This is a genomic window from Paenibacillus methanolicus, from assembly GCF_008124765.1.
GTDB lineage: Bacteria > Bacillota > Bacilli > Paenibacillales > Paenibacillaceae > Paenibacillus_Z > Paenibacillus_Z methanolicus.
The window spans coordinates 399344-419808 of sequence record NZ_VNHS01000006.1 but is presented as its reverse complement, the minus strand read 5'-3'; the positions used below and the strand labels follow the sequence as shown (position 1 = coordinate 419808).

Here is a 20465-nt window from a genome sequence, read left to right as displayed (position 1 = left end):
AAGACATGAGAGATCAACAGGCCAGCCGAACCTTTGACATATTCAATACGATTGCAATCATCATCTTCGTGCTGCTATGTCTGGCTCCATTTCTTCACATATTGGCAATTTCGTTTAGCTCCGCGAGAGCGATTATGTCCGGGGAGGTTAGCCTCCTGCCGGTAGAGTTCAACTGGAAAGCCTATAATCAGGTGTTCACCGATATGTCGATGATCCGGTCGCTAGGGTTTACGGTTATGCTGACGCTCCTGTTCACCGCGCTCTGTATGCTGATGACCATTGCCGCGGCGTATCCGCTGGCAAAGACCAAATTAAAGGGCCGCAAGACCGTCATGTTTTTGATCGTCATTACGATGTTCTTTAGCGGAGGCATCATTCCGGAATACATGCTCGTGCGCAATCTGCATTTGCTCGATACGATATGGGCGCTCGTGCTGCCCGGGCTGATTAGCCCGTTCTACCTCATCATTCTTATCACGTTTTTTCAGAATATTCCGGATTCTCTCGAGGAATCGGCGGAGATCGACGGCAGCTCGCATTTCCGCATGCTGGCCAGCATCATTGTGCCGCTGTCGATGCCGGTTATCGCCACGCTGAGTCTGTTCTACGCCGTCGGCCGCTGGAACGGCTTCCAGGATACGCTCATGTACATTACAAGCCCGGAGATGTATCCGCTTCAGCTGAAGCTGTACCAGTTGGTGCAGAACAACATGGTGAGCCAGTTGATCGCGCTCGAGGGGGCAACGGGCCAGTCGATGCTTCAGCCGGAAGCCTTGAAAGCCGCGAGCGTTATCTTCGCGACGGTGCCAATCCTGCTCGTCTACCCGTGGCTGCAGCGGTATTTCGTCAGCGGGGTTATGCTGGGGGCGGTCAAAGGATAACCGAAAGCAGATGTAAACCCGCCTGAAGCGGGCGACGTCGTTAACTAGACGCAGGAGGTCAACATGGGAAAGGACAAGGGAGAGTATTCGTTCTCGACATGCTGGAATATCAAACGTCATCAGACGGGGAGCGGCATGATCGAGGAAATCCGGGAGCTGGGCTTCCGACGCGTCGAGCTCAACTACAACGTGTCGCCGGAGCTGCTGGCGACAATCGAGCCGATGATCGAACGGGGCGACATCGCGGTGTCGAGCGTGCACAACACGTTCCCGCACGTGGCGGACCCCGATTACGGCACCGATTCCGTCCTGCTCGGATTCGACGACGAGGAGAAGCGCCGACGGGCGATCGAGCTGCTGATTCGGTCGGCGGAATACGCCTACCGTTACGGGGCGAAGGCGGTCGTCGTCCATCCGGGGGAGGTTCCGTTCGACTATAACATCGATCAGGCGCTCAAGAAAATTTACAACGAGGAAGGGCCGTCGTCGGCGGCTTACGCCAAACTGTGGGGCGAAATGCTCGAGCGCCGCGAAGCGCTGTCGGACCGCTATTTGCGCCGGATCGGAGATAGCCTGGAGGAAGTATGCGAGCGAATCGACGCGAAAGGCTGGAAGGTCGCCATCGGCATCGAGACGCGCTCGCGCTGCTACCAGATGCCGACGCTGCGCGAGGCGCGCGCGGTGTTCGACCGGCTGCAGGGCGCCAGAGTCGGCCTGTGGTACGACTTCGGCCACGGCATGATGATGGAGCGGATGGGGCTGTACGACAACGCGCGGGATATAGAAGCGATCCAAGATTACGTGGTCGGCATTCACATTCACGAAACGGTCGGCCTGTCGGACCATTGGTGTCCGTACGTGCACAGCGGCGACATGGCATACTTCGACCGCTTCCTGCCGATCATCGAGGCGGCGCCGGTGAAGGTATATGAGCTGAAGGCGGCTTGCACGCCGGAGGACATCGAGCTAAGCCACGACAGGTTGCTGGCGAAGCTGGCCGCGCGCGAAGGATAGGCCATGGACATGGAGCGTATGGCCGCTTACGCGCCGCTGCTATATTTCGATCGCATGGAGCCGTTCTATCCGGTGCGAATCGGCGTCTCCGTTCTGCGGGACGGAGAGCGTTCGCCGTCCTTTCGGCGCACCTTCGCATTCGCGGATCCGGCTATCGATTACGTGATCGAGTTCGCGATTTATTGGGATTACGACATTCAGCATCTCTACGACTTGGAGCATGCATGGGTGTATGTCGACAAGAACGGCGAGGTCGCCGACGCGGAGGCCAGCTTTCACGGCAACTATATGAAGGCGCTCCTGCCCGACCGATCGAATGTAGTTGGCCGGACGGTCAGCCTCTATTCGCAGCCGGGCAAGCACGCCTTCTCGCCGCTGCCGGTTCTGTTCGAGCTGCTGCCGAACGTCACAACCGCGACGGATCGGGATGCCGGCGCGGATGGGCTGACTTTACCGGCATGGTACAAATCGCGGAGGCCTTACGACGAGGAGACGAACGCGCTCGTGCGGGCATACCAGCAGGCATATCACCGATTCGCGCCCTCGTTCGAATTCGTTCCCTACGAGCTTGCGGTTCGCGAGGAGCTATTCGTCCCTTGGGAGACGCTGCTTAAGGAAATACCGGCACGGATCGAAGCGGAGTTGGCCGCGATTCGGCGCGCGCTTCATGGCACGAACTTGGAAGGATGATGACGAATGACAATTTACGAGAAGCTGGTCGCCGTCAACGACGACTGGGTTGCGCCAGGGACCGACAATCAAATTAGGGACACGGGCAGCCGCTTCTACGGCGGGGTAGCCGATCCGGACAACGGCATCGCATGGCCGACGCACACGGGCACGCTGACGGTCATGGCGGTCTGGGGATGCGCGCTCGTGAACGAGGATTCCCGCTATTATCGCGACGAGGATTTGCTGGCTAGGCTCGAGCAGGCTTCCGCCTTCATCGTCCGCCTGCAGCACGGAGACGGGACCATATCGCCGGGATGGACGAATATGCATTCGCCGCCGGATACCGCCTTCGCCGTCGTCGGGCTTGCCCAGCTGCATGAGCTGCTTGAAGGACGCGACTGGGCGGCGCTTGCGGCAACGCGCGCGAATATCCGTCAGTTCCTCGAGCGTTCGGCGCCGGCGCTGCTTACCGGCGGCTGCCATACGCCGAATCATCGGTGGGTGCTGGCCGCCGCGCTTGCTTTCCTGCACCGGCTGACGGGTGACGAGGCGCTGATCGCGCGTGCCGATGCGTGGCTGGCGGAAGGGATCGACATTACCGAAGACGGCGAATGGACCGAGCGCAGCAACGGCATCTACAACGGCGTGAGCGACATTATGCTGCTTCATGCCGCCGAGCTGCTGGGCCGGCCGGAGCTGCTGGAGCCGGTTCGCCGCAACCTCCGGATGATGGCGTATTTGGTTCATCCGGACGGCGAGGTCGTCACCGATTATTCGGGCCGGCAGGACTTCGGCCATGCGTTCGATATGACCGGCTATCTGCCGGCGGCCAGCCTGATGGCGCATCGCGATCAAGATCCGTTCTTCGCCGCTTTGGCGGAGCTCGGCGGCGAATCGCTCCGCCACCCCGGCGCGATATCGAATAACGGACTGATCCCGTATTTGCTCCGTCCGGAACTGCGCGATTCCGTCGTGAAGCCCGGCAGCCTGCCGGATCGGTACAAAGTTGTCATCAACGGAGGGTTCGATCGGAAGCGTTATTTGAGCCAGATGGCGTCGGCCGGCCACGGCGGACGCATCTATCACAGCCGCCTTCATCCCGATTTCGGCGCCCCGGTCGCCCGGCAGCGGGACGGCGGCACGAGCGTGACGGTCATGACGGAGACGAATTCGTTCTTCGCGCTCCGGCACGGCGCGGCGCGGCTGCTCGGCGTGCAGGTGAGCAGCTCGTTCGAGCCCGGATTCATCAAGATGAACGAACTGGAGCAGGTCGATGACGGTTATCGGCTTACGGGCGAGGAGACCAAGGGCTATTACGGTCCGATCGCGGCGGATCGTCTTCCTGAATCGGCTTCGGGCGCGGTCAGCCCATGGTATTTGCTGCCGCATCAGCTGCGCGATGTGACGCATCTCCAGCGCCATAGGGTGGCGGTCGAGCTGACTGAGACTAAGGAAGGGTGGAAGCTGCGCGTTCGTTGCGACATGCCGGACGTGCTCCTTACCCAAATTTCGTTCGTATTCGGGAAGGAAGGCTCGTTCAGCGGCGGTGAGCTTGCGCCCGCAGAGACGGGGACGCTGTTCTGGAAGGACGGCGTCGTAACCTTCGCAAGCGGCGGTGAGTGGATCGAGGTAAGCGGCGGGGCGCACGAGCACCGGGCCAAATCGATTCGCGGAGCCGCCTTCCCGGCGGATTGCCAGACGCTGGTCGTCAACGTGCTGACGCCTTACGACCGTACGTTCGACATTCGCCTGTCGCCGCGGAATGGCATGAGGGGGGACGCACAATGACGGTCTACATGGACGCGCGAGACAGCGCGAGAAACGCATTCGGCGATGACGACCTTCGCATTCTGGAGCTGCTGGCCAACCGATACGTCGGGGCTAACCCGCCGATTCCGTTCGCCTATCGCGCCTTCTCGCGCCAGGGCATCATGCAGAACGCGGAAGGCTTGTACGAGATGGAGCTTGCCTCGCGATTGCCGCAAGCGGCGCATGGCGACTATGCCTACGTATACGGCTTGGTCTGGAGCGACAATGAGCGTTCGATCGACTGCAATTTGGAGCCGATCGGCCCGATTAAGCTGTACTTGAACGAGGAGATGCTGTTCCGAACGTCGGCCGTGGAAGAGATGAAGCCGGACGCGCGGGTCGTCGTTCCGATGCTCTTCGCCAAAGGCTGGAACCGGATTCTGATCGAAGCCAGACGGACGCCTGCGGGCTTCGGCTGCCGCTTCGGAGCCGACGAAGCGAAGGTGCGCATCTTGAACGTGCTGGCGCCGTTCGCCGGAAGAGAAGGCAGCGCCGGCTGGGTGTATTCCGAGCCGGTGAGGACGGCTCGCTTCGGCACGGAGGCTTGGCCGGACGCGCGACTGACGGAGTCGGATAGCGGCTTGAACTGGTTGCCGCGCACGGGTTGGACGTCCGCCGAGGCCGACCTGCCGAATCTGGAGCGGCTGTACGGCCGGCCGGAGACGACCGTTGCGGGCTACGGGTGGACGCGTCTGCCGCTGACGGGAGCGAGGTCGCTCGAGCTGGAAGGACGGGCGAATGGTCCGGCCTCGGTGTGGATCGACGGCGAGCTCGTGCTGGAGTTGCCCGAAGCGGGTTCATTCCGCCATAGCGTGTCGTCCGCCGGCGGCGGCGGGCAGCTGCTGATCCGCGTCTTGAACGGGCCGCAAGGATGGGGCTTCGAGCTGGACGCGACGGCGGACGGCAAGCCGGTCGCGTTCGAGCAGCCCGTGCACGTGCATGGCTACGACGGCGAGTGGCTGTATGCCGGACCGATCGCGGCCGATGCCTCGTTAGCGCCGTCCGCCGTCTGCCGGACGTCCGATTTGATGCCAGCCGTTGATCTCGGCGGCAATCCAGCGGGCTCTACTTACTGGGAGCTGGATGCGCCTAATACCCGTCTTCGCCCGTTTTACGAGAACGCGATGCTGAGCAACAAATGGACGACCGGGACGGCGACCAACTTCGGCCGGTGGGATTATCCGCTCGGCGTCACGATGTACGGTCTGCTTCGCGCGGCGAAGGCGCTGGGACGCGGCGAACTGTCCGACTACGCGTTGTCGCATATTCGCAGCTGCACGGACATGTACGACTACTCGCTCTGGGACCGCGCCGAGTACGGCTTCCCGGGCATCAACCACCAGCTCGTGCTGATGCGGATGCTGGATAATTGCGGCTCGTTCGGATCCGCGATGCTCGAGGCGCAGCTGCGGGCAGGGGACGATAACTTCCCTCGCATTGCCGATACGATCGCGGACTTCATGCTTAATCGTCTGGAGCGGCGGGAAGACGGCGCGTTCTACCGGCTGAGCGAAGGCGAGTACTTCGACAATACGATGTGGGCGGACGATCTGTACATGAGCGCGCCGTTCCTGACGCGGCATGCGATCGTGAGCGGGAAGCGGGAAGCGATGGATGAAGCGGCGCGGCAGTTCCTGCTGTTCCGGCGGTATCTGTTCATGGAAGATCAGCGCATCATGTCGCACGTGCACGACTTCAAATACGGACAGGCGACGCGCGTGCCATGGGGCCGCGGCAACGGATGGGTGCTCTTCTCCCTGACGGAGCTGCTCGAGCATCTGCCGGAGGACCATCCGAATCGCGAAGCGCTGCTGGATTTCTTCCGTGCCATGAGCGCGGGCGTCGCGGAGCTGCAGAGCGATTCGGGGTTATGGAGGCAGGTGCTGAACGAGCCGGAAGCCTACGAAGAAGCGTCGTGCACCGCGATGTTCGCCTACGCTTTCGCCCGAGGCGTCCGTTTCGGCTGGCTGCAGGGCGATGAGCGTTACGCGGATGCGGCGAATGCGGCATGGCGCGGGTTGACGGGCAAGGCCATCGATCGTTCCGGCAACGTTCACGGCGTATGCAGCGGCTCGCGATACTCCTTCTCGCCGGATTATTACATGTACGATCTGCGTACGGTCGTCAACGACAATCACGGTATCGGCATCATGATGCTGGCCGGCGTGGAGATCCATTTGCTCAAAACTTGGCAAAGAACCGGAGCGCTTACAATATAATCTCGCAAGGTGGCATACATTCGCTCGCAAGAGCATTTTTTTTAACAGTAGGTTAAGCGCTTAATCAATCAATCCAATCACGAAGGCGGGGGGATCCGATGAAGACGATCAAGTTGTCGATGGCGCAAGCATTGTTACGGTTTCTCGACAACCAGTACGTATCGGTGGACGGCGAAGAAATCAAATTCGTCAAAGGGGTCATGGGCATATTCGGACACGGCAACGTGACGGGCATCGGCGAGGCGCTCGAGCGCAGCCCGGGCAGCCTGGCTTTCATTCAAGGGAAGAACGAGCAGGGCATGGCGCATGCGGCGGCCGCTTTCGCCAAGCAGAGCGGGCGGAAGCAAATCTTCGCCTGCACGTCCTCGATCGGCCCCGGCGCGCTCAACATGGTGACGGCGGCCGGCACGGCGACGGTGAACCGGATTCCGCTGCTGCTCCTGCCCGGCGACAACTTCGCCTGCCGCCAGCCCGACCCGGTGCTGCAGCAGCTCGAGGTGCCGAGCGATTATACGGTATCGGCGGTCGATGCGTTCAAGCCCGTGAGCCGGTATTGGGACCGGATCGCGCGGCCGGAGCAGTTGATGACCGCGGCGCTGCAGGCGATGCGCGTGCTGACCGATCCGGCGGAGACGGGCGCCGTCACCCTGGCGCTGCCGCAGGACGTTCAGGCGGAGACGTATGATTATCCGGCCGCCTTCTTCGACAAGCGCGTACACGTGCTGGATCGCCGTCCTCCCGCGAGGGAAGCGATCCGGCGCGCGGCCGAGCTGCTGACCGGCAAGCGGAAGCCCTTGCTGATTGCGGGCGGCGGCGTCCATTACTCCGATGCGACGGCGGAGGTGGCGGCGTTCGCGTCGGCATTCGGCATTCCTGTCGCGGAGACGCAGGCGGGCAAGAGCGCGCTGCCATGGGACCATCCGCTGAACATGGGCGGCGTCGGCGTCACGGGGACGCTCGCGGCGAATCGGCTGGCGAAGGAAGCGGACGTCATTATCGGCGTCGGCACCCGATATTCGGACTTCACGACCGCGTCGAAGTCGGCGTTCGGCAATCCGGACGCGCATTTCATTAATATCAACGTCAGCGCTTTCGACTCCGCGAAGCTGAGCGGCATCGCGGTCACGGCGGACGCGAAGGAAGCGATCCGGGCGCTCCATGACGCGCTGGCCGAAGCGAACTTCGCGAGCGGCTACGGCGCGGGCGAGTTGGCCGTGCTTAAGGGTGAATGGAATCGCGAAGTAGACCGGCTCTACGCAAACGAGCATGAAGCGGGGTTGGCCCAGACGCGGGCGCTCGGCGTCATCAACGAAGCGCTCCATCCGTCCGACGTCATCGTCGCGGCGGCGGGCAGCCTTCCTGGAGACCTGCACCGGCTGTGGCGTTCGGCCGAGCCGAAGACGTATCACATGGAATACGGGTTCTCGTGCATGGGTTATGAGGTAAGCGGCGCGTTCGGCGCCGCGCTCGCGGAGCCGGGCGGGGACGTCTACGCGGTCGTCGGCGACGGCAGCTACCTGATGCTCCATTCCGAGCTGGTAACAAGTCTGCAGGAAGGCGTGAAAATCACGGTGCTGCTCTTCGACAACAGCGGCTTCCAATGCATTCATAACTTGCAGCGCGGACAGGGCAGCGACGGCTTCGGCAACGAATTCCGCTACCGCGAGCGCGCCACCGGCCGATTGACCGGCAACTACATGCCGATGGATTTCGCGGCGCATGCGCGCAGCTTGGGGGCCAGCGCTTATACGGTCCGCACGTCCGAAGAGCTTCGCGAGGCGATCGAGCAGGCGCGCAAGGAGCCGGTCTCGACGCTGATCGAAATCAAGGTGCTGCCCGGCACGAATACGGACGGGTACGAATCGTGGTGGCGGGTCGACGTGCCGTCGGTGTCCGAAAGTCCGAAAGTGGCAAGCGCGCATCGCGCGATGGCGGAGCGGATCGGCCAAGCAAGAGAGCTGTAAGCGGTTAGGGTTCGACCGAGTTGCATGAGTTGGGTCGCCGACTCGCGGAAGCGAGCGGCGCCGGATATCCATATTAGCAAACATAGCGAGGAGGAAGCAGGCATGAGCGACAAACGACCTTTCCGCATCGGCGTTCATCCGATTAACTGGGTAGGCGAGGATGTCCGGGAGCATGGCGCGGATACGACGTACGAGACGATTTTGGACGATATTCGGCGGCTGGGGTTAACCGGCACGGAGATGGGGCGCAAATATCCGCAGGACCCGGCCAAGCTGAAGCAGGAGCTGGAGTCCCGGGGCATCCAGCTCGTCTCCCAGTGGAAATCCGTCCTGTTGTCCGATCCCGCGTACCGGGAATCGGAACTGGCGGCTTACCGGGCGCATTGCGAGTTTCTGAGCGGAATGGGCAGTAAGGTCATCAGCACGGCGGAGGTTGGCGGCTCGCTCCACTTTGACCCGCGCCGCACGCCCAGCGAGAAAGAAGTGCTCCGTCTGGACGACGCCGGCTGGCGCGCCCTGGCGGAAGGGCTGAACGCGGCCGGCCGCATCGCGCGCGAATACGGCATGAAGCTGACGTACCATCATCACGGCGGCACCGTCGTGGAGTCGGGCGAAGAGATCGACCGGCTCATGGAACTTACCGACCCTTCGCTCGTCTGGCTCCTGTACGATACCGGGCACGCCTATTATGGCGGGGCGGATCCGCTGCAGGTGCTGCGCAAGCATTACGACCGCATCGCCTACATCCATCTGAAGGATGTCCGTCCGTCCGTGCTGGACGAGGCTCGCGCGGAGGCAGCGGACTTCGTCACCTGTATTCGCAAGGGCGTGTTCACGGTGCCGGGCGACGGCTGCATCGATTTCGCGCCGATCGTCGCGGAGCTGGTCGAACGGGGCTATGACGGCTGGGCGATGCTCGAGGGCGAGCAGGATCCGGCGCTTCATCCGCCATACGAATATGCGCGCAAGGCTCTGGATTATATCGGCACGCTGATTCCGAGCGGCACGCGGGAAGGAGACGGACATGACCAATAACGCCATCGCCTTCAACGCGGCGAAGCCGCTCGATTTCGTCGCCATCGGCAGGTTATGCATCGATCTGAACGCCAACGAGATCAACCGGCCAATGGAGGAGACGATCACCTTCACCAAATACGTCGGCGGTTCGCCGGCGAACATCTGCATCGGCATGTCCCGGCTCGGGCTGAAGACCGGCTTTATCGGCAAAGTGGCCAATGACCAGATGGGCCGGTTCATCACCGGCTATCTCGACCGGGAAGGCATCGACGCTTCAGGCGTCTCGATCGACCGGACCGGCGCCGTCACGGGGCTGGCGTTCACGGAGATCAAGAGCCCGACCGATTGCAGCATTCTGATGTACCGGGACAACGTCGCCGATCTGCTGCTCGAAGCGGGCGAAGTGCCGGAGGCGCTCGTCGCCGATGCCCGAATGCTGCTCATCTCCGGCACGGCGCTGGCGAAGAGTCCGTCGCGCGAAGCGGTGTTCCAAGCGCTGGAGTACGCCAAGAAACACGGCGCCGTCATCGCCTTCGATCTAGACTATCGTCCTTATACATGGGTCTCCGACGAAGAGACGGCCGTCTACTACAACCTCGCGGCGGAGAAATGCGACATCATCATCGGAACGAGGGAAGAGTTCGATATGATGGAGCGGCTCGGGAACAATCCGGAGCGGGACGATCATATCACGGCGGCGAAATGGTTCGACCGCTCGGCCGACATCGTTATCATCAAGCACGGCAAGGACGGCTCCATTGCCTACACGAAGGACGGCGGCTCGCACCGGGCGAGAAGTTTCCCGGCCAAGGTCGTCAAGACGTTCGGCGCGGGCGACTCTTACGCGGCCGGCTTCCTGTACGGCCTCATGCAGGGCTGGACGATCAGCGCCAGCATGGAGTTCGGCAGCGCCGCGGCGTGCATCGTCATCTCGAGCCACAGCTGCTCGGACGCGATGCCCAAGGCGCCGCAGGTGCACGAGTATATCGAGCGCTGCTTGAAAGGCGAGATTACGAGCGGCTAGGTTTGATAAGTGGAAAAAACAAGACGAACAACGAGCGGAGAAAGAGAGAGGAACCTGTAGAAGCGTAGCGTTCGCCTTTGTGAATGGATATCGACCCTAATTAAATTCAATCAGGATATCCATGAACAACAGCGATCGAAAGGTCATTTCTCTTGCGTAGCGGAATTTGTGAGTCACATAAATCCATCTTGAAATAGCTTACTAAACTTTGCGAAAGCGGGGATATCTCAATGACCAACGAATCCGTCCCAACCCTCAACAACTTCATCGGCGGCCAGTGGGTGCCGTCCCGTTCCGGCCGGACCGAGCCGGTCTATAATCCGGCGACCGAAGAAGTGCTCGCCCACGTGCCGATCTCGTCCCGCGAAGAGCTCGACGAGGCGGTGGCCGCCGCGAAGGCCGCGTTCCGCGGCTGGAGCCGGACGCCGGTGCCGCGCCGCGCGCGCGTCTTGTTCAAATATCAGCAGTTGCTCGTCGACCATTGGGAAGAGCTTGCCCGGCTCATTACGCGCGAGAACGGCAAGAGCTACACCGAAGCGTACGGCGAAGTGCAGCGCGGCATCGAATGCGTCGAATTCGCGGCGGGCGCGCCGTCGCTCATGATGGGCAAGCAGCTGCCGGATATCGCTTCCAACCTCGAATCGGGCATGTACCGCTATCCGATCGGCGTCGTTGGCGGCATTACGCCGTTCAACTTCCCGATGATGGTGCCATGCTGGATGTTCCCGCTCGCCATCGCCTGCGGCAACGCGTTCGTGCTGAAGCCGTCGGAGCGGACGCCGCTCTTGGCGGCCCGGCTCGCGGAGCTGTTCGCGGAAGCCGGATTGCCGGCGGGCGTGCTGAACATCGTCCACGGCGCGCATGACGTGGTCAACGGCATCCTGGAGAATCGCGCCGTCGCGGCGGTGTCCTTCGTCGGTTCGCAGCCGGTTGCCGAATATGTCTACAAGAACGGGACGGCCAACGGCAAGCGCGTCCAGGCGCTAGCCGGCGCGAAGAACCATTCGATCGTCATGCCGGATTGCGACCTTGATGCATCCGTGAACCAGATCGTGACCGCGGCCTTCGGCTCGGCGGGCGAACGCTGCATGGCGTGCGCGGTCGTCATCGCGGTCGGCGACGTCGCGGATTCGCTCGTGGCGAAGTTGCAGGAGGCGGCGGACGCCATCACGATCGGGAACGGGATGGAAGAGGGCGTGTTCCTCGGGCCGGTCATCCGCGATTCGCACAAGGCGCGCACGCTGGGTTACATCGAGGCGGGCGAGCAGGGAGGCGCGACGCTGCTGCGCGACGGACGCAAGGACGCCGCGGCGAACGAAGGCGGTTATTTCGTCGGGCCGACGATTTTCGATCACGTGAGCTGCGAGATGAAGATCTGGAAGGACGAAATCTTCGCGCCGGTGCTCTCCGTTATGCGCGCCGCCACGCTCGAGGAAGCGATCGAGATCGCCAACCGGTCGTCGTTCGCGAACGGCGCTTGCCTGTTCACGCAGAATGGCAGCCACGTCCGCCAGTTCCGCGAGACGATCGACGCCGGCATGCTCGGCATTAACCTCGGCGTGCCCGCGCCGATGGCGTTCTTCCCGTTCTCCGGCTGGAAGGAGTCGTTCTACGGCGATCTTCATGCGAACGGCACGGACGGCGTCGAGTTCTATACGCGCAAGAAGATGGTAACGGCTCGCTGGTAGACGTGTTCGGCGGACCCGCAACGAACGTCAACTGGCGTACGCGTCAAATAAAAGAGGAACGGGCGCGCCCGCGATCATCAACGCGGCGCGCCAGATTCGAAAGGGAGCGGCAGCATGGGCAAGGTGAGAGTAGGCATTATCGGCGCGGGGCGCATCGGCAGAATCCATGCGGATAATTTGCTCCGCATGGGCGAAGCGGAAGTCGTCGCGATCAGCGACCTGTTCGCGGGCGAAGAGCTTCTGGCATGGGCGGGCGAGCGCGGGATCGGCCTCGTGACGACGGACAGCGCGGAGCTGATCGGACGAACGGATATCGACGCGGTATTCATTTGTTCGTCGACGGACACCCACGTGCCGTTGATCGTGCAGGCGGCCGAAGCGGGCAAGCATATTTTCTGCGAGAAGCCGGTCAGCATGGACGTCAACCGGACGAGAGAAGCGCTGGAGGCGGTTAGTAAAGCCGGCGTGAAACTGCAGATCGGCTTCAACCGCCGATTCGACCACAACTTCAAGCGGCTGCGCGAGCTGGTCGAGCAGGGGCGCGCGGGCGTGCCGCATCTGATCAAAATCACGTCGCGGGATCCGAATCCGCCAAGCGCGGCGTATATCCAAGTATCCGGCGGCATCTTCATGGACATGGCCATTCATGACTTCGATATGGCGCGCTTCATGGCCGGCAGCGAAGTCGAGACCGTGTTCGCGCAGGGCGCGGTGCTGGTCGATCCGGTCTTCGCCGAATACGGCGATCTCGATACGGCGATCACGACGCTAACCTTCGCCAGCGGGGCGATGGCCGTCATCGACAACAGCCGCCGCGCCGCTTATGGCTACGATCAGCGCGTCGAAGTGTTCGGCTCCAAAGGCGCGCTATCCGCCGACAACGACTATCCGAACACGGTCGTGGTCAGCGACGAGGCGGGCGTCAGCCGCGACAAGCCGCTCCATTTCTTCCTGGAGCGCTACAACGAAGCGTACATCGACGAGACGAGACAGTTCATCGATAGCGTGCTGCACGGGAAACCGCTTCCGGTCGAGGGCTTCGACGGGCTGCAGGCGGAGCTGATCGCGCGGGCGGCCAAGGAGTCCGTCAAGCTGGGCCGGCCGGTGAAGCTGGCTGAGTTGAACGCGTTGGCTTAATTACGGAATGGAGGCGAATCGCGAATGGCTGATTTAATCGTACCTGCATTATCCGTGTCCGGCGCGGGCGGAAGAGTGCTGTCGATCACGCCGGAATCCGCGGGATGGGATTACGTCGGATTCGAGGTGTTCAAGCTGGTGCCGGGGCAGTCGCTCCATCGCGCGACCGGCGATCAAGAAGCATGTCTGGTGCTGCTGAGCGGCAAGGCGGACGTATCGACGAGCGGGGCAAGCTGGAGCGGCATCGGCGAGCGGATGAGCGTATTCGAGCAAATCCCGCCGTACTCGGTCTATGTGCCGAGCGGCGATACCTACAACGTAACGGCGTTGACGGAGCTGGAACTGGCCATCTGTCTGGCGCCGGGCAAAGGCGGGCATGAGGCGCGTCTGATCGCGCCCTCGCAGGTTGGCGTCGAGCACCGGGGCAGCGGCAGCATGGCGAGGCTGGTGCACAACATTCTTCCGGAGAGCGAGCCGGCGGACAGTCTGCTCGTCGTCGAGGTGTTCACGCCGGGCGGCCACTGGTCGAGCTATCCGCCGCACAAGCATGACCGGGACTTCCTGCCGGAGGAATCGCTGCTGGAGGAAACGTATTACTATCACACGAATCCGGCGCAAGGCTTCGCGGTTCAGCGCGTCTATACCGACGACCGTTCGTTGGATGAGACGATGGCCGTGCGCGACGGGCAGGCGGTGCTCGTGCCGAAAGGGTATCACCCCGTCTCGGCGCCGCCGGGCTACGACGTATACTACTTGAACGTCATGGCCGGGCCGAAGCGGATCTGGAAGTTCTACAACGACCCGGACCATGCGTGGCTGATGCCGCCGCAGGCGGCCAGATAATCGTTGAAAGCGGTCTCTTTTGCGCGCATAATGGAACTGTAACCGATTATTACCAGCGAATGGAGAGCGTGAAGCATGAAAGCGACCATATATGACGTTGCCAAGGAAGCCGGCGTATCGATCGCGACCGTATCCCATGTCATTAACGGCAAAGGGAAAATTAGCAGGGAACGGCGCGAAGAAATCACGCGGATCATGGTGCGCATGGGCTACAAGCCAAGCATGATCGCTTCCGCGCTGACCGGCAAGAAGACCTATGCGCTGGGTTTGCTCGTGCCGGACATTTCCAACCCCTTCTTCGCCGAGATCGCAAGGGCGGTCGAGGACGAGGGACAGCGGCACGGCTACAGCGTCTTTATATGCAGCACGGATAACAAGGACGAGAAGGTCGAGCATTACGCCGAACTGCTGCGGCAGAAGAACGTCGATGGCGTGATCATCGGCACCGGCATGAAGGAACTTACGGTCCTGGACCCGCTGCTGAACGGCGGGGTGCCGATCGCTTTTCTCTCCCGGGAGTTTCCGACGGCGAAGGTGCCGTCCGTCGTCGTCGACGATTATGCGGGAGGCGCGGCCGCGGCGGAGCATCTGATCGCGCTCGGACATCGGCGGCTCGCCGTTCTGGCCGAGGAAGAATCGGTCAGCAGCAGCCGCGAACGCGTGCGGGGTTTCAGACAAACGTTGGCCGCGGCGGGCATTGCCCTCGATCAGACCGATGTGCGGATGAGCGGCTTGAAGGAAAGTATGGATCGCGCGCTGGAGCTTCTGGGGCGGGCCGATCGGCCGACCGCGATCTTCTGCTGCAACGACATGCTGGCGATCGGGGCGCTGCGGGCGGCCAAAGAACTGGGGCTGCGGATTCCGCGCGACTGTTCGATCGTCGGCTTCGACGATACGGTGCTCGCTTCCGTGACCGATCCGCCGCTGACGACGGTCGCCCAACCGATTGATCGGATGGGGCAGGCGGCCGTTCAAGTGCTCGTTCGCCTGATCGAACAGCCGGAAGCGCGGTCCGAACGAATCGTGCTGCCGCCCGCGCTGTCGATTCGGCAATCTTCCGCGGCATGGGCAGGGAACCGATAGTCCGCCGATTTTCGATTTGGCATCAACAACCGCGTTCATGAGGACGCGGTTGTTCGCGTTCGTCGGCCCGCACCAAGAGCGAAAGCGGGACTATCCCCTACAATGATGGCTATGGCTTATCATTCCATAGTCATCGCGGCATAATTCACCCCGAATAAACAAAGCCTTAAATCGCATCCGATCATGGGTTTAAGGAGATTGAATCATGAAAAAAAGTATCGTTCTGGCCGCCCTCCTCCTCGCTGCCGGCTGTTCCGGCGATCACGCGACGCCGAGACAGCAATCGGTCGATCCGGTTCGAACCATCGAGACGCGTGACATCGCAGTTCCTTCGCGCAACATGAATCCGGCATCGTCCACCGCAACGGAACGTGGCGGCAACGGCCAATCGTCGCTGACCGCGAAACAGCTGCCGAGCGGGATAACCGTTCGAATCGGGCAGGGCCAACTTCCGAACGGGGATTATTATTGGACCGGGCAATATCCGGCCGGCGGCCCGCAAGGGACCGGACAACCGACGACGGGATGGCCGGCGGGTACGAAGACGCAGCAGCCGGCCGTACGGCAGCCGGTCAACCGTCAACCAGCCGCTCAGCAGCCGGCTTCTTCCGACTCTTCGCAGTTTGCGCAGCAAGTGCTGACGCTCGTGAACAAAGAGCGCGCGAACGCGGGCCTGAAGCCGCTCAGCCTGAACGCCTCGCTGTCGAAAGTGGCCATGGCCAAAGCGCAGGATATGTACAACAACAACTATTTTTCCCATCAGTCGCCAACTTATGGTTCTCCCTTCGATATGATGAAAGCGTTCGGGATCACCTACCGGACGGCGGGCGAGAACATCGCGAAAGGCCAGCGGACGCCGCAGGAAGTAATGACCCAATGGATGAACAGCCCGGGTCATCGCGCCAATATTCTCAAGAACGGCTACACGCAGATCGGCATCGCCTACTACAAGGGCGAGTGGGTGCAGCAATTTATCGGGTAGTTCGCGGTAACGACAACAACCACGTCCAGCATGGACGTGGTTGTTTGGCGTGCGGTCAATCTTTCTCATCCACTACGAGAAGAAATTCGCCATAACGCTCCGCTTCATCGCCTCTTTGAACGCCTCCGCGTTCGCCAGATCGCCGGATAACCTGAACGCGTAATGCGGCATCGTCGCCAGCAGCGAAGCGGAGTTGATCAGCATGAGGAAGAACAGCGCGGGATCCTGCTGCCGGATCGCGCCGGCCTGCATGCAGCCTTCGATGAACGGCTTCAGCTCGCGGAAGGTCGGTTGCAGCATTTTGCCGATCAGATACTCCGACCGCTCGTTCTCCGCGACCGCTTCGTGCGCGAGGAACATGCTGTGATGCGGATGCTCGAAGCTGAAGTTGACGAAATCCTCGACGAAGCCCGCGATCGTCTGCTGCGCGTCCTCCTGATCCGCGAAAGAGAAGGGCTGACGGAAAGGGGCTCTCTCTTTGATGCTGCCCGCCAAATAATCGACGACCGCTTTCCACAGCTCGAGCTTCGGGCCGAAATGATGCGAAATGAGCGCCACGTCGACGTGGGAAAGGCTGGCGATCGTGCGCAGGCTCGTCCCTTCGTAACCGTTCTTGGAAAACTCGATCAGCGCGTTGTTCAAAAGAAATTCTCGGCCGAATTCCGTCTGTTTCGGCGGACGTCCGGGACGTCGTTTGGTTTCTTCCATGACGATAATACCTGCTTTCCCAGAAAGTAATTAATTCATCACTCGTTGACTTTTATTATTCATCGACTGTAGAATAAATGCGAATGAATCTTTTGTGCCTCATTTTGACACCTAATCGGAAGGATGAACTTCGTGGAAACCATGGCTTCAACCGCTTCATCAGCATCACCGGCAACCAAAGCCGGCATCGAACCAATTTCGGATCGCGTGCTGCCGATCATGATCGCGCTGTGCATCGCCGGCTTCATCGGCATGTTCTGCGATACGGCGCTCAATATCGCGCTGAGCGACCTTATGGAGTCGCTTCGGGTTTCGGCCAGCACCGTGCAATGGCTTACGACGGGCTATCTGCTCACGCTCGGCGTGCTCGTGCCCGTATCGAGCTTCCTCATGCAGTGGTTTACGACCCGGCAGCTATTTACGTTTTCGCTTGCGATCTCCATTGTCGGCGGCGTGGTCGCGGCCTTGTCCGCTGGCTTTAGTCTATTGCTCATCGGCCGTATTTTGCAAGCGGTCGGGATCGGCATTCTGCTGCCGCTAATATTCAACACGATCCTCGTTATCTTCCCGCCGGAGAGACGCGGCCAAGCGCTCGGCACGATGGGCCTTGTCATTATGTTCGCGCCGTCGGCCGGACCGACGCTCGCCGGACTCACCATTGAATATCTATCGTGGAATTATATTTTCTGGTTCACGATTCCGTTCCTGCTCGTCTCGCTGTTCGTAGGCATTCGTTATATGCAAAATATTTCGAAAATCACGAAGCCGAAAATCGACGTCCCGTCGATCCTGCTGTCGACGATCGGTTTCGGCGGCATCGTCTTCGGATTCAGCCACGCGGGCGAAGGAGACGGCGGCTGGTCGGATCCGGTCGTTATCGCCTCCCTGCTCATCGGCGTCGTCTCGCTGCTGATCTTCTGCTTCCGCCAGAACGCGTTGAAGCAGCCCATGCTGAACCTGCAGGTATTCCAATATCCGATGTTCGTCGTTGGCCTGCTCTCGGTCTTCCTATGCTTCATGATCATCATGTCGACGATGCTCATCTTCCCGATGTACTTCCAAGGCGCGCTGGCTAAGACCGCGATGGCAGCCGGTTTGATCCTGCTTCCGGGCGGCATCGTGAACGGCTTGCTCGCGCCGGTTATGGGCATTCTGTACGACAAATTCGGACCAAGATGGCTCGTTATTCCAGGATTCCTGCTCATCTGCATCGTGCTGTGGACCATGTCCGGCTTTGACGTGGATACGTCGATCGGATTCATTATCGGGCTGCACGTCTTGCTCATGATCGGCATCTCGATGGTCATGTCGCCGGCGCAGACGAACGGGCTGAACCAATTGCCGTCGCATCTTCATCCGGACGGCACGGCGTTCATGAACACGCTTCAGTAAATTTCCGGCGCGGTCGGCACGGCGGTGGCAGTCAGCATCATGACCGGCGGCATCGCCGATTACATGAGCGGCTCGTCCGATCCGGCTGCGGCTTCGGAAGCGGGAAGCGCGATGGCGTTCGGTTCCCAGCACGCGTTCATGTTCGCGCTGATCGTCGGCGTCATCGGCTTCGTCATCTCGCTCTTCATCCGCCGGGTGAAGGTCGAGGGCGGAGCACGGCCGACATCGATGCATTAAATAAGACAACAATCGAGGGCAACCCCCGTAACCGCTTTGCTGGAAGAACGTAGAAGCTATCATACACGAGAGGGGGGCGTATGTTCCTTTCCTCTTTATTCGCGGGACGTTCAGGCTGCTGCTTCGCATATCCAATGATGTTGATTGAACGGTCCGTTCGCGGACCGTTTTTTTTTATTGAGAACAGGTGCTTAGAGCACCCCTAATCATATCCAACCATTGACATCAATCGATCTAAGTTTTATCCTTTATTTAATTCGACTGGTCAGTATAAATAATAGGGGGCGAACCGATGCCAAAGCTGGGCATGGAACCGAGACGACGGGCGGACGTCATCAACGCCGCGCTTGCGTGTATCCGCATGTACGGAATCGACGGCATGACGCTCGACAAGGTGGCCGAACAAGCGGGCTGCTCGAAGGGCGTCGTCACGTATTACTACAAAAACAAAGATCATCTGACGCTCGAGGCGTTCAAGTCGTTCATGGCCTATTACGGGCACAAGATCGAGTCCGAGCTGGACCGCGCGATGCCGGCCGAGGCGATGCTGGATGTCGTATTGCGGCATATCCTTCCTCCCCGCGGCGAGAATGCGGATGCGACAATCAACGTGTCGCGGCTGGACGGGGAGGAGAAGATGAACATCCCTTACGACGATCAAGCCAAGCTGTTCGTGCAGTTCTTCGCTAGAGCGATGCTGGACCGCAATTTGCAGGAAGTCATCGCCGAGAGTTACGCGGGCGACCTGGTAGGCATTGCCAAAATATTCGATTACGGCAAGGCAACGGGCCGGATGGCGGTCGACGATTCGCGCGGGGCGGCATATGGGCTGCTCGCGATGACGGTAGGACTGAGCTTTTTTCGGGTGGCGGGCTTCCCGCTCAAGGACGGCGAGGATAATCGCATCGTAGGTGAAGATTACTTGAACAGGTATTGGATGAAATAAGAACGGAGGCAACCGAAAACGATGACGCATTCAGCAAACCAGCATGCCATACCCTATTCGATGGTCCCCATTCCGGCGGGAGAAGTTGCACTGCGGGATGACCGAATCAAGCGGTCATGGACGGAACAGGTCGACGCGTTCATGCTCGCCGCATATCCGGTCACGAACGCTCTGTTCGCTTCGGTCATGCCGAGCCCGCTCAGACCGAAGGAATCGTCGCCGGATGCGCCGGTCACGGACGTGTCGTGGCTGGAGGCGATCGCATTCTGCAATGCTTTATCGGAACGAGAAGGGCTCGCGCCTTGCTACGCGATCGGCGAGGACGGGGAGACGGTCGTCTGGGATCGGCGCGCCGGCGGCTACCGTCTTCCGACCGAGGCGGAATGGCAATACGCGTGCAAAGCGGGCACGTCCGGCTACCGGTACGGAGAGCTGGACGACATTGCTTGGTACAGCGGCAATTCGGAAGGCGGCGTGCGGAAGGTCGGAGGCAAAAAACCGAACGACTGGGGTCTGTACGATATGCTCGGCAATGTATGGGAATGGTGCTGGGACATCTATGATGCGGACGTATACGGCTCGTATCGGGTGTTCCGCGGCGGGAGCTGGGCGGAGGAAGCCCGAGGCTGCGGAGCGACGTGCCGCCGCCGCAGCCATCCGACGTTCCGCATCGACGATCTCGGCTTCCGTCTGGCCAGAACGTGATAAGAGTGGCGGCCGCTCCGGCATTGATGCGTTCGTCCATTGCATGACCAGCTCCCGTTAATGCGCTTCGCCCGAAACAAATCCGAGGTCGTATCCTCGTCATCCGCATCAGCTCCTCTCAATCCTCGTGTATTCCTCCGGAAT

Annotated in this window: 16 protein-coding genes and 1 pseudogene; 16 read left to right on the top strand and 1 reads right to left on the bottom strand. The window is 61.0% G+C overall.

The window, feature by feature from the left end:
* Nucleotides 1–5: 5 nt before the first annotated feature.
* The 13 genes from BCM02_RS18045 to BCM02_RS17985 all read left to right on the top strand — a co-directional run bounded on the left by BCM02_RS18045 (nucleotide 6) and on the right by BCM02_RS17985 (nucleotide 16333).
* The gene (locus BCM02_RS18045) at nucleotides 6–881 is read left to right on the top strand and encodes a carbohydrate ABC transporter permease (protein WP_148930501.1); all 876 of its coding nucleotides are present in this window, start codon (nucleotides 6–8) and stop codon (nucleotides 879–881) included.
* A gap of 63 nt (nucleotides 882–944) precedes the next feature.
* Nucleotides 945–1895: a sugar phosphate isomerase/epimerase family protein gene (locus BCM02_RS18040; RefSeq protein WP_148930500.1), complete on the top strand. Its 951-nt coding sequence runs from the start codon at nucleotides 945–947 to the stop codon at nucleotides 1893–1895.
* A 3-nt stretch (nucleotides 1896–1898) separates the two neighbouring features.
* Nucleotides 1899–2585, top strand: a complete 687-nt coding sequence (locus tag BCM02_RS18035; protein WP_148930499.1) for a hypothetical protein — start codon at nucleotides 1899–1901, stop codon at nucleotides 2583–2585.
* A 6-nt stretch (nucleotides 2586–2591) separates the two neighbouring features.
* Nucleotides 2592–4355 carry a prenyltransferase/squalene oxidase repeat-containing protein gene (locus BCM02_RS18030; RefSeq protein ID WP_148930498.1) on the top strand — a complete coding sequence of 588 codons (1764 nt, stop codon included), beginning with the start codon at nucleotides 2592–2594 and terminating at the stop codon, nucleotides 4353–4355.
* Nucleotides 4352–6595, top strand: coding sequence for a glycoside hydrolase family 88/105 protein (locus BCM02_RS18025; RefSeq protein ID WP_148930497.1), 2244 nt, complete (start codon nucleotides 4352–4354; stop codon nucleotides 6593–6595). The genes BCM02_RS18030 and BCM02_RS18025 overlap by 4 nt, the downstream gene beginning before the upstream one ends.
* 98 nt (nucleotides 6596–6693) lie before the next feature.
* Nucleotides 6694–8559, top strand: coding sequence for a 3D-(3,5/4)-trihydroxycyclohexane-1,2-dione acylhydrolase (decyclizing) (iolD, locus tag BCM02_RS18020; RefSeq protein WP_148930496.1), 1866 nt, complete (start codon nucleotides 6694–6696; stop codon nucleotides 8557–8559).
* 102 nt (nucleotides 8560–8661) lie between these two features.
* Nucleotides 8662–9594 (top strand): myo-inosose-2 dehydratase, encoded by a 933-nt coding sequence (gene iolE / locus BCM02_RS18015; protein WP_148930495.1) that lies wholly within the window; start codon nucleotides 8662–8664, stop codon nucleotides 9592–9594.
* On the top strand, nucleotides 9584–10600 hold the full coding sequence (gene iolC / locus BCM02_RS18010; protein WP_148930494.1) for a 5-dehydro-2-deoxygluconokinase: 1017 nt from the start codon (nucleotides 9584–9586) through the stop codon (nucleotides 10598–10600). The genes iolE and iolC overlap by 11 nt, the downstream gene beginning before the upstream one ends.
* A 230-nt stretch (nucleotides 10601–10830) precedes the next feature.
* Nucleotides 10831–12288, top strand: coding sequence for a CoA-acylating methylmalonate-semialdehyde dehydrogenase (locus BCM02_RS18005; RefSeq protein ID WP_148930493.1), 1458 nt, complete (start codon nucleotides 10831–10833; stop codon nucleotides 12286–12288).
* A 114-nt stretch (nucleotides 12289–12402) separates the two neighbouring features.
* Nucleotides 12403–13425 carry an inositol 2-dehydrogenase gene (gene iolG / locus BCM02_RS18000; protein WP_148930492.1) on the top strand — a complete coding sequence of 341 codons (1023 nt, stop codon included), beginning with the start codon at nucleotides 12403–12405 and terminating at the stop codon, nucleotides 13423–13425.
* A gap of 24 nt (nucleotides 13426–13449) precedes the next feature.
* Nucleotides 13450–14268: a 5-deoxy-glucuronate isomerase gene (gene iolB / locus BCM02_RS17995; RefSeq protein ID WP_148930491.1), complete on the top strand. Its 819-nt coding sequence runs from the start codon at nucleotides 13450–13452 to the stop codon at nucleotides 14266–14268.
* Between the two features lie 75 nt (nucleotides 14269–14343).
* On the top strand, nucleotides 14344–15351 hold the full coding sequence (locus tag BCM02_RS17990; protein ID WP_148930490.1) for a LacI family DNA-binding transcriptional regulator: 1008 nt from the start codon (nucleotides 14344–14346) through the stop codon (nucleotides 15349–15351).
* A gap of 205 nt (nucleotides 15352–15556) precedes the next feature.
* Entirely contained in the window at nucleotides 15557–16333 is a 777-nt protein-coding gene (locus tag BCM02_RS17985; protein WP_148930489.1) for a CAP domain-containing protein, read from the top strand.
* A gap of 72 nt (nucleotides 16334–16405) precedes the next feature.
* Here the strand turns inward: BCM02_RS17985 and BCM02_RS17980 are convergent, their stop codons facing one another.
* Nucleotides 16406–17041, bottom strand: coding sequence for a TetR/AcrR family transcriptional regulator (locus BCM02_RS17980; RefSeq protein ID WP_148930488.1), 636 nt, complete (start codon nucleotides 17039–17041; stop codon nucleotides 16406–16408).
* Between the two features lie 219 nt (nucleotides 17042–17260).
* Between BCM02_RS17980 and BCM02_RS17975 the strand changes: the two are divergent.
* The 3 genes and pseudogenes from BCM02_RS17975 (at nucleotide 17261) to BCM02_RS17965 (ending at nucleotide 20321) form a co-directional block, all read left to right on the top strand.
* Nucleotides 17261–18670: pseudogene (locus BCM02_RS17975) on the top strand (DHA2 family efflux MFS transporter permease subunit).
* A 292-nt stretch (nucleotides 18671–18962) separates the two neighbouring features.
* Nucleotides 18963–19616 (top strand): TetR/AcrR family transcriptional regulator, encoded by a 654-nt coding sequence (locus BCM02_RS17970; protein ID WP_148930487.1) that lies wholly within the window; start codon nucleotides 18963–18965, stop codon nucleotides 19614–19616.
* A 21-nt stretch (nucleotides 19617–19637) separates the two neighbouring features.
* A complete protein-coding gene (locus BCM02_RS17965; protein WP_246183435.1) occupies nucleotides 19638–20321 on the top strand; it encodes a formylglycine-generating enzyme family protein in 684 nt (227 codons plus the stop codon).
* The last annotated feature ends 144 nt before the right edge of the window (nucleotides 20322–20465 follow it).

Bases quoted from the DNA above. Each gene is read 5' to 3' on its own strand.
- iolG (WP_148930492.1), top strand. From the start codon at position 12,403: ATGGGCAAGGTGAGAGTAGGCATTATCGGCGCGGGGCGCATCGGCAGA.
- iolD (WP_148930496.1), top strand. From the start codon at position 6,694: ATGAAGACGATCAAGTTGTCGATGGCGCAAGCATTGTTACGGTTTCTC.
- BCM02_RS18040 (WP_148930500.1), top strand. From the start codon at position 945: ATGGGAAAGGACAAGGGAGAGTATTCGTTCTCGACATGCTGGAATATC.
- BCM02_RS17970 (WP_148930487.1), top strand. From the start codon at position 18,963: ATGCCAAAGCTGGGCATGGAACCGAGACGACGGGCGGACGTCATCAAC.
- iolB (WP_148930491.1), top strand. From the start codon at position 13,450: ATGGCTGATTTAATCGTACCTGCATTATCCGTGTCCGGCGCGGGCGGA.
- BCM02_RS17980 (WP_148930488.1), bottom strand. From the start codon at position 17,041: ATGGAAGAAACCAAACGACGTCCCGGACGTCCGCCGAAACAGACGGAA.
- BCM02_RS17990 (WP_148930490.1), top strand. From the start codon at position 14,344: ATGAAAGCGACCATATATGACGTTGCCAAGGAAGCCGGCGTATCGATC.
- BCM02_RS17965 (WP_246183435.1), top strand. From the start codon at position 19,638: ATGACGCATTCAGCAAACCAGCATGCCATACCCTATTCGATGGTCCCC.
- BCM02_RS18030 (WP_148930498.1), top strand. From the start codon at position 2,592: ATGACAATTTACGAGAAGCTGGTCGCCGTCAACGACGACTGGGTTGCG.
- BCM02_RS18035 (WP_148930499.1), top strand. From the start codon at position 1,899: ATGGACATGGAGCGTATGGCCGCTTACGCGCCGCTGCTATATTTCGAT.
- BCM02_RS18045 (WP_148930501.1), top strand. From the start codon at position 6: ATGAGAGATCAACAGGCCAGCCGAACCTTTGACATATTCAATACGATT.
- iolE (WP_148930495.1), top strand. From the start codon at position 8,662: ATGAGCGACAAACGACCTTTCCGCATCGGCGTTCATCCGATTAACTGG.
- BCM02_RS18025 (WP_148930497.1), top strand. From the start codon at position 4,352: ATGACGGTCTACATGGACGCGCGAGACAGCGCGAGAAACGCATTCGGC.
- BCM02_RS18005 (WP_148930493.1), top strand. From the start codon at position 10,831: ATGACCAACGAATCCGTCCCAACCCTCAACAACTTCATCGGCGGCCAG.
- BCM02_RS17985 (WP_148930489.1), top strand. From the start codon at position 15,557: ATGAAAAAAAGTATCGTTCTGGCCGCCCTCCTCCTCGCTGCCGGCTGT.
- iolC (WP_148930494.1), top strand. From the start codon at position 9,584: ATGACCAATAACGCCATCGCCTTCAACGCGGCGAAGCCGCTCGATTTC.